We start from the raw sequence: 18513 nt of genomic DNA, 5'->3' as shown, positions 1-18513 counted from the left end.
CTGTTTTCAAGTCATTATATTTGACTAAAAAATGGTCTATGCCTGTGAGATATTGGAATGAGGCTATGCCTTACTTCGCTATCGAATTTGAAGATAGAATTCAGAGGTTTATGTAAGTGAATTTACACAGCTAATTGGAAAGGCTCTAATAAAGATAATGATTTGTATAAAATCACGTCTAATCTAGTAAAATAAAGTTATCTAAACCTAGTCAAATTGTTAAAAATACACCTTACAATATCGATACATTAATAAATCTTAATTTTTTTAGACTAGAAACACTACAAAACTGAATTTTTCATTTATTATGTACAATATTAGGATCTCATCTCAAATAAAACTCAATAGTTTCTTTAAACATTTTCTCAAAATCCTGAGATGGTTTCCAGCCTAGCTCATTTTGGATCTTGCTATTATCTATAGCATATCTCCAGTCATGTCCTTTTCTATCTTCAACAAATGATATTAGTCTATTATGTGGAGCATGCTCAGGCTTATACTCATCCATTAGCTTACATATAGTGTTTATAAGTGTCAGATTATCAACCTCATTAATACCACCTATATTATAAACCTCTCCTATCACACCCTTTTCAACTACTGTTTGTATAGCATCACAATGATCTACCACATACAGCCAATCGCGAATATTTGAGCCATCTCCATATACTGGAATAGGCTTTTGGTTAATACAGCTATTAATCACAACTGGGATTAGCTTCTCAGGATGTTGATATGGGCCATAGTTATTTGAGCAATTTGAAATCGTAACTGGTAATTTATAAGTATGATGATATGCCCTAGCAATATGATCAGATCCCGCTTTAGATGCAGAATATGGTGAGTTAGGCTCATAAGCCTTTGTCTCTGTGAATGCCGGATCATCTTTTGATAATGTACCATACACCTCATCTGTAGATACATGATGGAACTTACAATTAGTCTCATCTAATCCTAACTCATCCAACCAGTATCTTTTAGCACAATTTAAAAGTGTAAATGTACCTATTACATTTGTCTCCAAAAATACCTTAGGATTAGCAATTGAGTTATCTACATGAGATTCTGCTGCAAAATGTACTATAGTTTCAATATTATGATTCTTAAGAGTTTCATATACTAAAGTCTCGTCACATATATCTCCTTTGATAAAAGTATGATTATGTTCATTTTCTAGATCTTTTAGATTATCTAAACTACCTGCATAAGTAAGTTTGTCATAAGATACTATTTTCACATCATCATATCTTGATAACATCATACGCACATAATTGCTACCTATGAAGCCAGCGGCTCCAGTCACCATTATATTTTGTGGTTTGTAGATCATTTTTTATTCCTTTATGTCATTCCCACGCAGGTGGGAATCTTTGTCCTAAATCAGCTAGTTATGTTATACCCGCCTTCGCGGGTATAACATTTATTTCACGATTAACATTCATCATTCAAAATTCTATAGATACAGTCTCTTAGTGAATCTTTCCAGTACGGTATTTCTATATTAAAATCTGATTTTATCTTACTCTTATTCAAAACACTATAATGCGGACGCTTTGCAGGAGTTGGATAATCTTTAGTTTCAATTGGATTAACCTGACAATCAACATTTGCAATAACCATAATTTCTTTTGTGAAATCATACCAGCTTATTACACCCTCGTTACTATAATTATAAATTTTGAATTTTGAATTCTGATTTTTTGGCAGTATCTCTAATATTACTTTTGCCAAGTCTTTGGCATATGTAGGAGTACCTACTTGATCATATACAACACCCAAAGTGTCTCTCTCTCTACCCAAGCGAAGCATTGTTTTGACAAAATTATTACCATAATATGAGTAAACCCATGATGTTCTGATAATTATCGAGTTTTTAGGATTTATATCCAAAATTGCTTGTTCACCAGCAAGCTTGGTAGCACCATAAACACCTTGTGGGTTTGTAGCATCCGCTTCAATATACGGCTTATAATTTTGGCCATCAAAAACATAATCTGTAGATATATGTACTAACTTAACGTCATGCTCTTTTGCAACCATAGAGATATTAGCAACAGCAAGATGATTTATCTTATCTGCCATTTCAATATCAGTTTCAGCTTTATCCACAGCAGTATATGCTGCACAATTAATAATAGCCTCAATGTTATTATCAATAATAAATCTCCGCACAGACTCATGTTCTGTTATATCTAACAACTTACTATCTGCAAATATAAAGGTATAATTTTGAATTTCTAATTTTGAACTAGACACTAACTCTTTTAATTCAGAGCCTAACTGACCACTACTACCTGTTACTAATACATTCATAATTCTTAATGCTTATTAAATATCTTGCGCTATATCAAATTACTCATCAACTACTAATTCAAAATTTACAATTCAAAATTCAGCATTAGTAATAATTTTTACCATACTCAAACAAATCGAATGTCTCGCCGAGTTTCGGCTGAACTTTATCTTTTGCTGAAAGCATGAGTTTATCAATAGGTATCTGCCAGTCAATAGCTATATCTTTATCATCGAAGGCAATACCTCTATCACACTCAGGAGCATAATAGTTATCAACCTTATAAGCAAAAATTGTATCATCTTCTAAAACTACAAAACCATGAGCAAATCCTCTAGGAATTAATAATTGTTTTTTATTCTCGGCACTTAATTCAACCGCAACATATTGACCAAAAGTAGGACTACCCTTACGAATATCTACAGCAACATCTAGCACTCTACCTTGAATCACTCTGACAAGCTTAGTCTGTCCATATGGTGCTAACTGATAATGTAAGCCTCTAAGCACGCCATAAGAGCTCTTAGACTCATTATCCTGGCAGAAGTTAATCTTATAACCTAAGAAATCAAAGAGCCTATCTTCACGAAAAGTCTCTACAAAATAGCCTCTGCTATCACCGTGAACAGTAGGCTCACAAATAACAACATCATAAATGCGCGCCCGTGTAAATTTCATCGCAGTACTGCTCGCTCTTTTGCTCTTTTAATCAAATACTGGCCATATTGATTTTTCTTGAGCGGTTGAGCTAATTTAAGAAGTTGCTCTTTTGAAATATACTCCATCTCATAAGCAATTTCTTCAAGACAGGCAACCTTCAACCCTTGTCTGTCTTCTATAGTTTGGATAAAGTTGCTGGCTGCGAGCATACTTTCATGTGTACCAGTATCAAGCCATGCATATCCCCTACCCATAGTTTTAACTTTAAGGCGTGCTTCATCGAGATACATCTGATTAAGTGTAGATATTTCCAACTCCCCTCTCTCAGATGGTTGTACTTGCTTAGCCTTAGCAACCACATCACTAGGATAGAAGTATAAGCCCACAACCGCATAGTTTGATTTTGGCTTCTTCGGCTTCTCTTCGATACTAATTACACTTCCATTCGCATCAAAATCAGCAACACCATATCTCTCTGGATCATCAACATAGTAACCAAAAATGTTAGCACAATTTTCTTTCTCTACATTTTGGATACTTTCAGCAAACATTTCTGGTAGACCATGACCATAGAAGATATTATCACCAAGCACAAGACAAGCTGAATCACCTGCCAAAAACTCCTCAGCTAATATAAAAGCTTGAGCAAGTCCATCTGGGCTAGGTTGTATGATATATTCAAGATTGATGCCAAGATCAGTGCCATCTCCTAAAAGATTCTTAAAACTAGGCTGATCTTGTTCTGTTGTAATTATAAGTATATCTTTCAGACCAGCCAACATAAGCACAGAAAGCGGGTAATAAATAAGTGGCTTATCGTATATTGGTGTAAGTTGTTTACTTACACCTTTTGTAATTGGATACAGTCGTGTACCACTGCCACCAGCTAGAATTATACCTTTCATAAAAACACCTAATAAAACAATCTCAACATTTATATGATAGTATACGAATAGCCAGCCATAATTTCAATCGAAGAACTAAGTATGTTAAAAATATTATGAGAAATAAAAGACTTTGAATATTAAATTAGAATTTAAGACTTTAATAGATACCAGTCGTAAATTTTTCTAATACCATCTTCAAGCTCTACTTTGTGCTTCCAGCCAAGCGAATGCAGTTTAGAAGGATTTGTGAGCTTAACCATAGTACCATCTGGTTTATCTACATTAAATTTAAGCTCTCCTTTGAAGCCAATCACACTCTTGATAAGCTCGGCTAACTCTCTGATAGAGATATCAACTCCAGTACCGATATTTATATGAGTATTTCTTATCTCTTTAGCATCTTTAAAATAGGTATCTTTGAAGTCTCTATTTTCTAATAAAAACACACATGCATCTGCCATATCTTCAGAGTATAAAAATTCTCTTCTTGGCTTACCTGTTCCCCATATTTCAATAGCAGTGTTGAATTTTGAATTTTCAATGTTTAATTGTATACCGTACTTCTCCAGTATAGCTAAGATTTCTTCTTGAGAAGATTTATGATCTACTCCTTCAATAGGACTAGTTTTTAAGTCGGCTCTAATAGCATCCCAGTTGTTGCTTTCAAGACACTTACCTAAATGAGCCTTTCTTATCAAAGCTGGAAGAACATGAGACTTCTCAAGATCAAAATTATCATTAGGCCCGTATAGATTTGTTGGCATCACAGATATAAAGTTTGTTCCATACTGCAAATTATAGCTCTCACACATCTTAATACCAGCTATCTTAGCAATAGCATACGGCTCATTAGTATACTCTAATAGACTAGTTAATAAGCAATCTTCTGGCATAGGCTGTGGAGCCTCTTTGGGATATATACATGTACTACCCAAAAATAAAAGCTTCTTCACACCGTTTACATAACTTTGATGGATAACATTATTTTGAATCTGAATATTATCGTAGATAAATTCTGCTCGATAAGTATTGTTCGCAACAATCCCACCAACTTTAGCTGCCGCTAAAATCACATACTCAGGCTTTTCAGTCTTGAAAAAATCCTCAACTGCTTTTTGATTAGTTAAATCAAGCTCTACATGAGTCCTCATGACAAGATTAGTATAACCCTTAGATTGAAGATTTTTAACAATAGCTGAGCCAACTAAACCTCTGTGTCCAGCCACATAAATCTTAGCAGATTTATCTAATGTTGAATTTTGAATTTTGAATTTTGAATTATTTTCCATCTATTTTCCACCCAAGTTCGTGAGAAATTTAAATTTTGTTTTGACAGCTTTTTATTATGTTTGTTAATAGCTTTACTATTTCATCAATATCATCGACAATTGACTGAACATGCTTATCATTTTTGTCCAAATAATCTGTCTTAATAAGAAGGTTTATCCACCAATACTTGGTTTCTTTTGCTTCTTTGCTAGCTATACACATTTTGGCAATAAAATCAGCTTTTGATTGACCAGCTTGAGCCTCATTAATATTAGCACCAATTGATGTGCCAGAACGAACTAGTTGTTTAGATAAAACATACTCTTTCTTATTCTCACATAGATATTTATAAAGTTTAACAACTCTAATAGAGAAGTTAAACGATTTATCAAGTATAAGATTATCTTTCATGGATTTTACTTAGAATTTAAAATTTAGCATTTAGAATTTATAAAAATTACTCGAAGTAACTATTTATTCTATAGCCACCATCTTTTAGGTAAACATCCTTCGTCATCAGCTTTAAATCACTTTCCATCATATCATTTACAAGATGCTCAAGATCATATTCTCTACTCCAACCTAATTTTTGTTCAGCTTTTGTAGGATCACCTAATAATAGATCTACCTCTGTAGGTCTGAAATATCTAGGATCTACACAAACTACTAGTTGACCTTCTGTGATATGAGATAGGTCAACACCTACTTTTTCAGCTCTAGCTAAATCTACAGAATCAACCACACCGATCTCATCAACACCTTCATTTTCAAATCTTAAATGTATACCTGCATAAGCGAATGATAATTTAACAAAATCTCTAACTGTAGTAGTCTGACCGGTAGCAATCACCCAATCTTCTGGTTGATCTGCTTGCAGAATCATCCACATCATTCTTACGTAGTCTTTCGCATGACCCCAATCTCTTTTAGCATCTAGATTACCTAGATACAGCTTGTCTTGAAGATTAAGCGCTATCTTAGATGCCGCTCTTGTAATCTTTCTAGTCACAAAAGTCTCACCACGCACTGGAGACTCATGGTTAAATAAAATACCATTACAAGCAAACATGTCATACGCTTCTCTATAGTTAACTGTAATCCAGAATGCATACATTTTAGCTACTGCGTAAGGTGATCTTGGATAGAATGGTGTAGTCTCACTTTGCGGAATTGCTTGAACCTTACCATAAAGCTCAGAAGTACTTGCTTGGTAGATTTTAGTCTTTTTCTCTAATCCAAGAAGTCTAACAGCCTCAAGAATTCTCAAAGTACCAGTACCATCAGCATTAGCAACATATTCTGGAGTTTCAAAAGATACATGCACATGACTCATCGCAGCTAGGTTATAGATTTCATCTGGTTGAGTACCAGCAATAATTCTCGTTAGATTCATAGAATCAGTCATATCACCATAGTGTAGAATCAAATTTCTATTCTCAACATGAGGATCTTGGTATAAGTGGTCGATTCTATCAGTATTAAAAAGTGAACTTCTTCTTTTGATACCATAAACAATATAGCCTTTTTTTAATAAAAACTCAGCCAAATATGAACCATCCTGACCAGTAATACCTGTAATTAATGCTACTTTTTTCATCTGCAATCCTTATATTTACTTTATTAAATTCTATTAAAATCATCTTCTAATCTAACGATATCATCTTCACCAGTGTATTCACCGACTTGCGCCTCTATCAGCACTACTGAAATCTTACCATTATTTGCTAACCTATGCACTTCACCCATACGAATATACACAGACTCATTAGGCCTAACAATAAACTCTTGATCTCCCTTAGTCACTGTAGCAGTACCTGAAACCACTATCCAATGTTCGCTACGGTGATAATGCTTCTGCAGAGACAATCTTTTGCCAGACTTAACTTCTATCTTCTTAATTTTATAACCAGGAGTATCCTCTAGCACAGTATACGTACCCCAAGGCCTATGTGCTGTTAAGTGGATATTTTTAAGATCATCACTTAGAAGCTCAACAACTTCTTTTACTCGTTGTGAACTACCTTTTTTAGCAATCAAAAGAGCATCGCCACTGTCAACAACTATCAGATCCTCAACGCCAATAGTAGCAACCTTTTTAGGACCTTTTTCACTATGGATCAGGTTATTCTTACTATCAATACTAATATGATTACTATTTATCGTGTTATTGTTGTCATCTTTAGGTAATTGATCAAATAGCGAGTCAAAGCTGCCCACATCATTCCACACAATATCAGCAACAACCATCTTTATTTTGTTAGATTTCTCCATAACAGCATAATCTATAGATTTAGCTGAAATACTCATCATATCATCATATTTGACAGCATCTGAATTCTTTAGATCGCTTTTGTCGTATGCTTCAACACACGCATCATATATTTCTGGAGAATATTTTTTTAGTTCTTCTAAGAAAACTCCTGCCTGAAACATAAACATCCCCGAATTCCAGTAATATGAGCCATCTGCCAAAAACTTCTCTGCTGTAGTAGCACTTGGCTTTTCATGGAAACTCTCTACATCAAAATTACCAGCTGACTTGATATATCCAAATCCAGTATTAGCAAAAGTTGGTGTAATACCAAATGTAACAAGAGAACCTTCTTTTGCTAATTTCTTAGCTTGAACTAATATACTTCTATATTCATCATCAACATTAATAACATGATCTGATGGGGTTACAAATACTATTTCTTGCGGATCTAATTTCATACATGCCAGAGCAATTGCAGGAGCTGTATCTCTACCAACAGGCTCTTCTAGAAAGATACTTTTATCTAGAATACCTAACTCATCCAACTGATCTTTTGCTAAAAATAATTGCCCCTCATTTGAAACAACCATTGTCGAATCACACAAACTAGAATTTCTCTCAACAGTTAACTGAAACAATGATTTATCACTAAACATCTTTACAAACTGTTTTGGCAAGAGCTTCCTACTGATAGGCCAAAGCCTAGTACCACTACCACCACAAAGTATTAGGTTTACCACTACTTATCCTCTAACATCGCTTTAGACAACGAAATTATACATCCTGAAATTATATTACTTTTAAAAGCATTTTTCTACAAACCAAAACAGTCTAATTACGCTATTTCTTGTATACCATATTACCAAAAACTTTATTCAAAAACCCTATCTTAGTTGCCAGTAATTTGATTAATGGGTTAAAAATAACTGTTAGATATGTTTTTTTACCCAATTTGTGTCGATATTCTTTGATAAATTCTGAGGTGCAAAAGTACTTATCATCTTGAGGCAAGAATGTCCCTGCATAATTATTGTTTAGAATATCTTTCAATTGACTAACAAGATTATCAATATGTATAACACTTCTTTGATTTGCTACTTTAGGGAAGATAAAAGCATACTTAGCAAGTCTAGCAAGCTTAGAATAGTTACCTTTTGAGCCATCACCATACACCATCGGCGGTCTGATTATTGCAACACTAAAATCTTCTGACACTAGAGTTTTTAGTTTAAGCTCTGCTTGAAGCTTACTATCTCCATAAAAATCATCCGGTTGTGGCAGGGTATCTTTTGTAATGATTTTTTGCTGCTCAATTGGCGCACTATCTCCGTATACAATTATACTACTCACAAACACAAACTGTTTGACACCTGAGCTTTTAGCTATCTTGGCTAACTCATAAGTTAATTCAGTATTTACAGCATAGTATTTTTCTTTTAAAGAAGGATCTTTTGAAGTATGTGCGATGCCAGCAACATGCAATATAGTATCATATTTACTAAAATCTAATGTTTGCCATGATTTATCTTTTAGTGATATTTTTTCGATTATAAAATCATCTCCGCAATTCTTCTCAAAAGAATTACCAATATAACTATTTAAACCAGTAATTAGAACTTTTTTCATTATTACTTATTATCTTTTTTGTTATCTAGTGAACCAGTGCCACCTTCAACTACGCCTTTACTAGCAAATACTGAAAAGACTGTCAAAAATATGCACTTAATATCAAACCATGTACTTTTGTATCTGACATAATCACCATCAAGTTTGGCTTTTTGAGCAATCGGCAACTCATCACGACCATTGATTTGCGCCCACCCAGTCAAACCAACAGGTACATCGTTAGCACCATACTTATCTCGCTCAGCGATCAAGTCATCTTGACTCCATAATGCAGGTCTTGGCCCAACGATACTCATTTCACCTTTTAGGATATTTATAATCTGAGGCAACTCATCTAAAGAGGTCTTTCTCAAAAAAGTGCCAACTCTTATAATACATTTAGATGGATCTTGTAATAAGTGTGTCGGCATATCTTTAGGCGTATCTATATACATTGTTCTAAATTTGTATATATAAAAGAACTTCTTACCCTTACCATAACGCTTCTGCTTAAAGAGTATCGGACCTTTTGAGTCTTTTTTTATCATTAATATGACAATCAAAAATACTGGACTTAAAAGAACCAAACCCACGAAAGACAAAACAATATCCAAAAATCTTTTCAGAAATTTATACAACATAATTATCTACCCATTTAACTTATGATCAAACTTTGGAACAATCGTTTTTAACAATACCAACTGTTTATTTGGCTGCTCTTTAAACAACATTTGAAGATTACTTTCTAATACATTGATATCATAGAATGTTCTTTTACCAATGAAAATATCTTTGTATTCAGTACCAATATCGTTTTCATCAATAAGTAGCTCTTCATACAGTTTCTCACCTGGGCGCAGACCTATTATCTCGACACTGATATCATCTCTACCTGATAGTTTGATAAACTGCTTAGCAAGATCTAATATCTTAACAGGCCGACCCATATCTAACACAAAAACTTCGGAGTTTTTGGCAATAGCTCCAGCTTGTAATACTAACTCACACGCTTCCGGTATAAGCATAAAATATCTTGTAATCTCTGGGTGAGTGACAGTAACAGGACCACCGTTTCTGATTTGCTCTTCAAATTTTGGTATAACACTACCACTACTTCCTAGCACATTACCAAACCTAACAGCAGCAAGCTTGGTATTTTTTGGTTCAACATTTTGTAGGTATAACTCACAAACCCTTTTGGTGGCTCCCATAACATTAGTCGGACGCACAGCTTTATCTGTAGATATCAAGATAAATGAGCCAACCCCTGAATCAATAGCTAAATCTATAGCATTTTTTGTGCCTAGAATATTATTTCTGATAGCTCGAGATATATTCTCCTCAACCAAAGGGACATGTTTATATGCCGCTGCATGAAAAACTATATTTGGCGAATATTTGCTAAAAACTTTGGCAAATGATTCTCGATCACATACTGAGCATAGGATACTTTTGATATTATATCCATGACATTCTTCTGTAATCTTATATAAATTAAACTCACTATGATCAAGTAGAACTATCTGTTTTGCCTCATACTTAATACATTGTCTAACAATCTCAGATCCTATACTACCACCAGCACCTGTGACTAGGATAACCTTATCTTTGATAAATTTTGAGATAGATTTTTGATCAAGGCTCTTAGAATCTCTTGATAGAAGATCATATACTGAAACAGGCTTTAGTTGCGACATAAAACTTTCGTCTTGAAGTACATCCTCAAGAGGAGGCATAATCCTAATCTGATTAAAGTTTGATTCTAGTTTTTTATAAATTTTTTTAACTATATGATTAGCGCTTTTAGGCAACGCAACAACTAACAGATCAAACCTTGAAGAACGTAGCTCTTTACGCAATTTCGAGCTTGATAAAACTCTCTTGCCATCAATACTTCTCTTTTGTAACGCCTTATCATCATCTACAAAAAATTTAATACGATAACCTGTCGCTGATAACTCTTGAGCTATTTTTGTTCCAGCTGCACCCGCCCCATAAATGACAGCTGCTTTCGTTTTCTCTATTTGACTTCTATTTGTAAGGTACCAATAAAAATATACACTCAAATTGATTAAAAACACATAAGATAGAAACTCAGAGAAAATAAGTGCGAATCTAACCTGACCATAAAAGGCAGAAGCCACGATAAAAAACACAGGAACATTGATAAAAACTTTACGCAAAAAAGTCTTCTGTGTCGACTTACGCCAACTAGCCATATAATCACGCAAAAGTAAAAAAGATGTCAAACATCTCAAAAAAATAAGCGAAAGTAGAAGATATGCATTAACATCTTGCTTAAAAATATAAGAAGTCCAGCTAACAGTCACAATAGTCAAAACTATAATCACTGCAAAATTAAGAACTCTTTTATCGTACAAATATTTCATAAAGCAAAAATAATACCTATAGTTTGTTAATTATATCAAAGTATCATAACTATATCTCATTTATGTAAGCTAAAATTTTCTTATATGATACTGATTCGATGGTCTTAACATTCTGCAAATACCACGATATCCACAGCTCTTGTATTAGATTATAAATTTTTACAACAGCAAACTCATTTTTATCAATATGATTAGCTGTTATTTTTTTAGCTAATTTAGATCTTAGTTCATCAACTTCTATTTGATATCCTCGATCTCTTTGGAGATTTAATTTTGCTTTTTCTAACCTATTCTCCGAAGCTTGGAGATAGTATTTATACCTTTGTAAAAACTCTACAGGTTGAGACATATAATCATCTGTAAAAAGCTCATTAAGCTCATTTCTAACATCTGTAAAAAGTTCAATAAAATTAAGTGGTATTTTTTTAACATTAAGCTTTTTTTCAAGCTGCGATTTAAACTTTGTTATTTCTAAAAGCAATGCTTCAACTTTGATTTTATTTGAAGCAAATTTTTGCATTCCTAAAGTATAGAAGTTTTCAAAATCTACTTTAGTATATGGCAATTCAATATTATCAAAAAAACTCAAATCTATAGCTTTATCAATCACACTATCTTTTGAGTCACTTATTTTTAGTGACATTGATAAGCTTGATAGATCATTACTTTTGATATTTTTTGATAACTGATTTTGTAAGCGTAGCTTGATTAGCCTTTTCAGAGCCTCTCGCATGCATAGCTTAGCCTCATCAAATGTTGCCTTATAAGATAACTTCACACCATCTTTATGCTCTTCTAGACAGTTATAGACTTTGACTATTATGCCGTACTCTTTGACTTGACTAGTCATGGCAATATCTGCAAAATCCCAATCATAATAAACCGTCTCATCAATTTCTTGTCTTGGTTTAGCAACAAGGTTTTTGAGCTTTTGCTTTAATATATTAATATCCTTACCAACCGCTAGTGTTTTACCATGCTCATCAACAACTTTTACATTCAACACAAGATGCTTCTCCAGCTCCTCATTTTGCCATACTGTCTCATCAACCACAAAACCAACTATTCGCGTAATATGTTTGGCAATAATAGACTTCAAAGGAGAGTATCTATCCTTATCAAAATCTATTGACTCAAATATAGCCTGAGCATAAGTTGGCACTGGCACACAATTTTTGCGAATATTTTTTGGCAAAGCACGTAATAAAGCGACAATCTTATCATACAAAAAACCATACACCCCCCACTCTAAAACAGCAGGATTTATATCATTGATGAAAACTATTGGTACTGTAACGGTTGCACCATCTCTCTCATCTAGTGGATCAAAATGATATTCTAATGGTAAGTGCATATCTGCGATAGTTAAGACATCAGGAAACTTCTGTTGCGTGATTTCTTTAGCATCATGCTGCATTAGATTTTCTATATCAAAGATAAAGCCCTTTTGCTGTTCTTTTGTAACTGACTTTAACCATTTATCAAATGTTGCGCCACTACAAACATCATCTGGGATAAAGCTATCATAATGAGCAAACATTACTTCTTCATCGACCAAGATATCTTTTCGGCGTAATTTATTTTCAAGTTCTTCAACTTGGTTTATAAGCTGGAGATTTTGCTGATAAAAGTACTCTTTAGAATCAAAGTCACCGTTTACAAGAGCATCTCGAATGAATATTTCTCTAGCCTCTTGAGGATTTATCTTAGCGTATTGTACAGATCTTTTTGAAACTATCTCTAAGCCATAAAGAGTTACTCTTTCATTGACTACAACAGCTCTGCGCTTTTTGCTCCAAATAGGCTCATCATAGTGTTTTTTGATAAGATGCTCTGCTAAGCTCTCTAACCATTCAGGCTCTATTTTTGCAACATTACGAGCGTATGTCTTGGTAGTTTCAACTATCTCCGATGCAAGTAACCATTTTGGCTTTGTCTTAAACTGAGAAGATCCAGGAAATATAAAAAACTTAAGTCCCCTAGCTCCTAGATATTCAGCATTTTCATAATTAAATCCGATGTTACTCAAAAAACCGCTGGCTATAGCTTTGTGCAGGTTTTCATAGTTAAGCTTTTCATTTGACGATAACTTCCATTTAAACTGGTGAATAACTTCAACAATTTGTCGATAGATATCATTCCATTCATTAAATCTAACTGGTGAAATAAAATTCTTTTTAAAATATTCTTTTTTCTCTCTATTTGATAAGCCTTTTAAATCAGAATTTAGTCTATTTGCCAAATTTAAAATCGCTATAAAATCAGAAGATTTATCTTTATCAACAGCATGTTTTTCATCAGCTTTTTGCTGAAAATTCAGAGGTCTCTCACGCGGGTCCTGTACACTTAAAAAGCTAACAATTGAAACGATTTCTCTAAGTGTATTTTGTCTATGACCTTCTATAACTATTTTTGCTAACTTAGGATCTAAAGGCATAATTGCCATTTTCATTCCATCATCAGTAATTTTAGGCTTTGAATAATTAAGCTCGGAGATAGCTCGTAATTCAAACAAAAGCTTAAAGCCATCTTTAACAAATCTTGAATCAGGCGAGTCTATAAATGGAAAATCTTGGATACTTCCTAACTTTAAAAACAACATCTGCAAAATAACAGATGCTAAATTAGTACGTAAAATCTCTGGATCGGTATATTCTTTACGATTATTAAAATCCTCTTCACTATATAAACGTATGCAAACACCTGCTGATAATCTACCACAGCGACCGGCTCTTTGATTAGCACTTGCTTGAGATATTTTCTCTATCGGTAGGCGTTGTACCTTAGTGCGATAGCTGTATCTACTTATTCGCGCTAAGCCTGAGTCTATCACATATTTTATGCGCGGCACTGTTAGAGATGTTTCAGCGACATTAGTTGCTAAAATAACCCTACGTACAGAGCCTTCTGGATTGAATATTTTGTTTTGATCTTTATTTGATAATCTCGAAAACAAAGGTAAAACCTCTGTAAATCTAAGATCTTGTTTATTCAAATATGCTAATGTTTCATGGATATCTCTTTCTGTAGGCAAAAAGACTAAAACATCTCCCCTGCCAAGTTCATCAAGAGCATACAATATTCTTTCCTGCAATGAAAACTCTTCAAAATCCTCATCATTTTGATAACGGATTTCAACAGGATATGTTCTACCACTAATTGTAATATCTTTAGCATTTTGAAAATAATCTATAAACTTCTGATGATCTATAGTTGCCGAGGTAATGATTACTTTTAAATCAGGTCTATATGGTAATATCTTTTTTATACAGCCAAGTAGAAAGTCAATATTTAAACTTCTTTCATGAGCCTCATCAATAATAATAACCTCATACTGTGATAAAAACCTATCATTCTTGATTTCAGATAATAGCACCCCATCTGTCATCACTTTGATTAAAGTATTTTCAGAAGTTTGATCTGAAAAGCGTATTTTAAAAGATACTTTTGATTGATCAGCAATCTCAGTAGCAACTCTACTAGCAATAGATCTAGCTGCAAGCCTTCTCGGCTGAGTATGTCCAATTAATCCGCGTTTGCCTAGCCCCAAATCAAGACATATCTTAGGCAGCTGAGTTGACTTACCAGAACCTGTCTCTCCTGCTACAACGATAACTTGATTATCCTGTATAAGCTTTTTTATATCATTGACTTTCTCAGCAACAGGAAGATCCGAGTAGGTTATCTTAGGCAAGACCTTTTGGCTAGTTTGCTCCGCCAAAAGCTGTAAATCAGTCAGTAACTGCTGTCTTGGTAACTTATTGTTATTAATGGCTGATATAAACTTGCCACGAAGTTTGCTAGGTATCTGATTAAGATAATCAGTAAATAAAGTTTTATTTGTATTCATGCTACTGCATTAGACGCTTTTTTATACCAGTAATTTTTAGAACCTTATTGATTAATCTCAGAAAAATCATCACGACCCTACTTACAAATACAAAAATAGCCAAAAACAATAAAACCAATATATCTTTAAAAATATTCCAAAAAAGCTCTGATAATGATAATAGTGTTTTAAATTTCATAATTTTATCGTAGAAATTGCATATTCTTAATAAAGAATTATAGCATGAATAAGAAATAATTGACTTAATAAAGGACTATAGCTTAGCTAAAATTGAGTTTAGAGTTTTGCTTGGTCTCATTACTTTTGCTAGCTTATCACTATCCATAAAGTAGTAACCACCAACATCTATTTTTTTGCCTTGAGCATCGTTAAGTTCTTTAACAATCTTATCTTCATTAGCTTTTAGTTCAACATAAATTGGCTCAAATTTAGCTTTGATTTCAGCATTACTAGTTTGCTCAGCTAATGCTTTGACCCAATAATAAGCCAAATAGAAATGACTTCCTCTCGTGTCTAACTCACCTACTTTACGCTTAGGAGATTTATCATTATCCAAGAAATCTTGGTTTGCTTGAGATAATGCCTCTGCTAATACCTTGATTTTAGGATCTCTAGTTTTGATTGCTAGATCTTCTAATGAAGCACCTAATGCCAAAAACTCTCCTAAAGAATCCCATCTTAAATGGTTTTCTTCAATAAGTTGTTCAACATGCTTAGGTGCAGAACCACCTGCTCCAGTTTCAAATAATCCGCCACCAGCTAAAAGAGGCACTATAGAAAGCATCTTAGCAGAAGTACCAAGTTCTAAGATAGGGAATAAATCTGTCAAATAATCTCTCAAAACATTACCAGTTACAGAAATTGTATTTTTACCTTCTTTCATTCTCTTTAGAGAATACTTCGTAGCCTCTATCGGAGCCAAAATTTGGATATCTAGACCAGTAGTATCATGTAAAGTCAGATACTCATTAACTTTAGCAATTAAGTTTCTATCATGCGCTCTTTTTGAATCTAACCAGAAAATCGCAGGATTTTGAGTAATTCTAGCTCTATTAACAGCTAATTTAACCCAATCTTTAACAGCGATATCTTTAGTTTGGCATGCTCTCCAAATATCGCCTTTCTCAACACTATGCTCAAATATAACATTGCCTTCTGCATCAATAACTTCAACTTTACCATCTGCTTGAATCTCAAATGTCTTATCATGAGAACCATATTCTTCTGCTTTTTTTGCCATTAGACCAACGTTAGAAACATCGCCCATAGTAGTAACATCGAAAGCACCATTTTCTTTACAGAAATCGATAGTTGCGGCATATACACCTGCATAACATCTATCGGGAATCATAGCCTTCATATCTTGAAGCTTGCCATCTTTGTTCCACATTTTACCAGATGAGCGAATAGCTGCAGGCATAGAAGCATCTACAATAACATCACTTGGGACATTTAGGTTTGTAATACCTTTGTCAGAGTTAACCATTGCAATATCTGGTTGCTTGGCAAACACTTTTTCAATATCAGCATTGATTTTATCTTGGACATCTTGAGGCAGTTGCTTAATCTTTTCTACTGCATCACCCCAACCATTGCGAGGATTTACACCAAACTCTTTAAATTCTTTAGCATACTTTTTGAAAACATCTTCAAAGAAAATCTCTACTGCATGACCGAATAATATTGGATCAGAAACCTTCATCATTGTAGCTTTTAAATGAAGTGATAGTAGTGTGCCTTCTTTTTTAGCCTTAGCGATTTCAGTTTTATAGAATTCTCTTAGTGCTTTTACTGAAATCTTAGTAGCATCAATGATTTCCTTTTCTTCTAAAGCAAGACTATCTTTAAGTACTGTTTGAGTACCTTTGGTATCTGTATGAACTATCTTAACCTTAGTTGCTTTTGGCACAATATAAGACTTTTCATTAGCATAAAAATCATTATCAGCCATACTAGCAACATGAGATTTAGAATCTTTTGTCCATGCACCCATAGAGTGTGGATGTTTTTCAGCATACTTTTTAACTGCATCTGCGACTCTACGGTCTGAGTTACCCTCTCTTAATACAGGGTTAACTGCACTACCTAAGACTTTTGCATAACGAGATTTAATTTCTTGCTCTTTGTCATCTTTTGGCTCAAATGGATAATCAGGGATTTTATAGCCTTTTGACTGAAGTTCTTTGATAGCTGCTGTAAGTTGAGGGATTGATGCACTAATATTTGGAAGCTTAATAATATTAGCATCTGGAGTTTTTGCTAACTCTCCAAGGATTACTAAATCATCAGAGCATTTTTGCTCAGCTGTAAGATAATCACTAAAATTAGCCAATATACGCGCTGCTAGTGATATATCTTTTGTCTCTAGCTCAATATCTGCAACTTTTGTGAAGCTTTCAACTATTGGTAAAAATGAACCAGTAGCTAGAGCCGGTGCCTCATCTGTGAATGTATAAAATATTTTATGCATAAAAAATCTCCTATTGATAGAATTTCACTCTTCAAATACTAACACAAAACTAGTATGTATTTAATATTTCTTGTATTTTCTTGTCAGACCTTGTGCCACTACAGCAAAATTATTATGTTCAATAATCGGTCGCTCTAGTAGCTTAGGATTGTTAGCTACTATTTCTATAAGCTCATCGCTAGTGAATTCACCATCGTTGAAGTTCTCCTTCCAAATAGCTTCTTTAGTACGAATGATATCTGTTATGGAAAGCTTCAATTTTGTTAATAACTCTTTGATCTCTTTTACTGACAAAGGATTATCTAGATATAAATGAGTATCATAATTGATATTATTTTGATCCAAAATTTGCTTTGCTTGACGTGATTTTGAACATTTTGGATTATGATAAATTTTCATAAAAATAGTTATTCAATTAACGTAGTCATTATTATAAATTACATTGGTGTATAAATCATAAAAAAATCAATTAAGACTGATTATTATATAAATACGCTTAAAGACGCTAGATTGTATTCTGAAAGTTTTAAATAGTTGAAAGAGAGTTCCAAATATAGTTTATTAGGTTTTGACGAAACTAAAATAAACGATAAGGAACTAAAAAATGCCAAAGCACTTAACTCTTTCAAATAGATATTGTATAGAAGAATTACTTAAATTAGGATACCAAACATCTCAAATAGCCAATAAAATTGGCTATAGTGAAAGAGCTATAAAAAAGGAACTTAATCGCACTAGTATAAATAGTGACTATAATGCTGAGATAGCACAGAAGCTATATCAAAGCCGCAGAACTTCAAATAATCATAAGCTATCCTGTAAAGTTAAAAAGCTA

14 protein-coding genes and 1 pseudogene are annotated in these 18513 nt (G+C 33.6%); 1 reads left to right on the top strand and 14 read right to left on the bottom strand.

Going from position 1 to position 18513, the window contains the following annotated elements; translation table 11 throughout:
- Nucleotides 1-325: 325 nt before the first annotated feature.
- From rfbB to F8C69_RS03160, 14 genes and pseudogenes are all read right to left on the bottom strand, one after another.
- Nucleotides 326-1330, bottom strand: coding sequence for a dTDP-glucose 4,6-dehydratase (rfbB, locus tag F8C69_RS03225; RefSeq protein WP_159184173.1), 1005 nt, complete (start codon nt 1328-1330; stop codon nt 326-328).
- 101 nt (nt 1331-1431) lie between these two features.
- Complete coding sequence (rfbD, locus tag F8C69_RS03220) at nt 1432-2313, bottom strand: dTDP-4-dehydrorhamnose reductase (protein WP_159184172.1); 882 nt, start codon at nt 2311-2313, stop codon at nt 1432-1434.
- Between the two features lie 85 nt (nt 2314-2398).
- Nucleotides 2399-2971, bottom strand: a complete 573-nt coding sequence (gene rfbC / locus F8C69_RS03215) for a dTDP-4-dehydrorhamnose 3,5-epimerase (protein ID WP_159184171.1) — start codon at nt 2969-2971, stop codon at nt 2399-2401.
- On the bottom strand, nt 2968-3858 hold the full coding sequence (gene rfbA / locus F8C69_RS03210; protein WP_159184170.1) for a glucose-1-phosphate thymidylyltransferase RfbA: 891 nt from the start codon (nt 3856-3858) through the stop codon (nt 2968-2970). Before rfbA ends, rfbC begins: the two co-directional genes overlap by 4 nt.
- A 131-nt stretch (nt 3859-3989) precedes the next feature.
- Nucleotides 3990-5129 (bottom strand): GDP-L-fucose synthase family protein, encoded by a 1140-nt coding sequence (locus F8C69_RS03205; RefSeq protein WP_159184169.1) that lies wholly within the window; start codon nt 5127-5129, stop codon nt 3990-3992.
- A gap of 28 nt (nt 5130-5157) precedes the next feature.
- Nucleotides 5158-5520, bottom strand: coding sequence for a four helix bundle protein (locus F8C69_RS03200; protein WP_159184168.1), 363 nt, complete (start codon nt 5518-5520; stop codon nt 5158-5160).
- Between the two features lie 46 nt (nt 5521-5566).
- Nucleotides 5567-6706: a GDP-mannose 4,6-dehydratase gene (gene gmd, locus F8C69_RS03195; protein WP_159184167.1), complete on the bottom strand. Its 1140-nt coding sequence runs from the start codon at nt 6704-6706 to the stop codon at nt 5567-5569.
- A gap of 23 nt (nt 6707-6729) precedes the next feature.
- Nucleotides 6730-8103, bottom strand: coding sequence for a mannose-1-phosphate guanylyltransferase/mannose-6-phosphate isomerase (locus F8C69_RS03190; RefSeq protein WP_159184166.1), 1374 nt, complete (start codon nt 8101-8103; stop codon nt 6730-6732).
- Nucleotides 8104-8203: 100 nt separating this feature from the next.
- Complete coding sequence (locus F8C69_RS03185) at nt 8204-8989, bottom strand: NAD-dependent epimerase/dehydratase family protein (protein WP_159184165.1); 786 nt, start codon at nt 8987-8989, stop codon at nt 8204-8206.
- A gap of 2 nt (nt 8990-8991) precedes the next feature.
- The gene (locus tag F8C69_RS03180) at nt 8992-9609 is read right to left on the bottom strand and encodes a sugar transferase (protein WP_159184164.1); all 618 of its coding nucleotides are present in this window, start codon (nt 9607-9609) and stop codon (nt 8992-8994) included.
- Nucleotides 9610-9615: 6 nt separating this feature from the next.
- Nucleotides 9616-11358 (bottom strand): polysaccharide biosynthesis protein, encoded by a 1743-nt coding sequence (locus F8C69_RS03175; RefSeq protein WP_159184163.1) that lies wholly within the window; start codon nt 11356-11358, stop codon nt 9616-9618.
- Nucleotides 11359-11407: 49 nt separating this feature from the next.
- Nucleotides 11408-15208, bottom strand: a complete 3801-nt coding sequence (gene hrpA, locus F8C69_RS03170; protein WP_159184162.1) for an ATP-dependent RNA helicase HrpA — start codon at nt 15206-15208, stop codon at nt 11408-11410.
- 253 nt (nt 15209-15461) lie between these two features.
- Nucleotides 15462-17678 (bottom strand): NADP-dependent isocitrate dehydrogenase, encoded by a 2217-nt coding sequence (locus F8C69_RS03165; RefSeq protein WP_159184161.1) that lies wholly within the window; start codon nt 17676-17678, stop codon nt 15462-15464.
- A gap of 49 nt (nt 17679-17727) precedes the next feature.
- Nucleotides 17728-18077, bottom strand: a pseudogene (locus F8C69_RS03160) (arsenate reductase family protein).
- Nucleotides 18078-18282: 205 nt separating this feature from the next.
- On the opposite strand from F8C69_RS03160, the gene F8C69_RS03155 reads away from it, so the two are divergent.
- A partial coding sequence (locus tag F8C69_RS03155) for a helix-turn-helix domain-containing protein (protein ID WP_159183974.1) occupies nt 18283-18513 on the top strand: 231 nt, incomplete at its 3' end.

Origin of the sequence: Francisella noatunensis subsp. noatunensis, assembly GCF_009823375.1 — a bacterium.
GTDB lineage: Bacteria > Pseudomonadota > Gammaproteobacteria > Francisellales > Francisellaceae > Francisella > Francisella noatunensis.
The sequence above is the reverse complement of the archived record's forward strand: the minus strand, read 5'-3'. Positions and strand labels throughout refer to the sequence as shown.

Coding starts and splice junctions, on each gene's coding strand:
- F8C69_RS03185 (WP_159184165.1), bottom strand. CDS start 8,989: ATGAAAAAAGTTCTAATTACTGGTTTAAATAGTTATATTGGTAATTCT.
- F8C69_RS03200 (WP_159184168.1), bottom strand. CDS start 5,520: ATGAAAGATAATCTTATACTTGATAAATCGTTTAACTTCTCTATTAGA.
- gmd (WP_159184167.1), bottom strand. CDS start 6,706: ATGAAAAAAGTAGCATTAATTACAGGTATTACTGGTCAGGATGGTTCA.
- F8C69_RS03180 (WP_159184164.1), bottom strand. CDS start 9,609: ATGTTGTATAAATTTCTGAAAAGATTTTTGGATATTGTTTTGTCTTTC.
- hrpA (WP_159184162.1), bottom strand. CDS start 15,208: ATGAATACAAATAAAACTTTATTTACTGATTATCTTAATCAGATACCT.
- rfbA (WP_159184170.1), bottom strand. CDS start 3,858: ATGAAAGGTATAATTCTAGCTGGTGGCAGTGGTACACGACTGTATCCA.
- F8C69_RS03205 (WP_159184169.1), bottom strand. CDS start 5,129: ATGGAAAATAATTCAAAATTCAAAATTCAAAATTCAACATTAGATAAA.
- rfbB (WP_159184173.1), bottom strand. CDS start 1,330: ATGATCTACAAACCACAAAATATAATGGTGACTGGAGCCGCTGGCTTC.
- F8C69_RS03175 (WP_159184163.1), bottom strand. CDS start 11,358: ATGAAATATTTGTACGATAAAAGAGTTCTTAATTTTGCAGTGATTATA.
- rfbC (WP_159184171.1), bottom strand. CDS start 2,971: ATGAAATTTACACGGGCGCGCATTTATGATGTTGTTATTTGTGAGCCT.
- rfbD (WP_159184172.1), bottom strand. CDS start 2,313: ATGAATGTATTAGTAACAGGTAGTAGTGGTCAGTTAGGCTCTGAATTA.
- F8C69_RS03165 (WP_159184161.1), bottom strand. CDS start 17,678: ATGCATAAAATATTTTATACATTCACAGATGAGGCACCGGCTCTAGCT.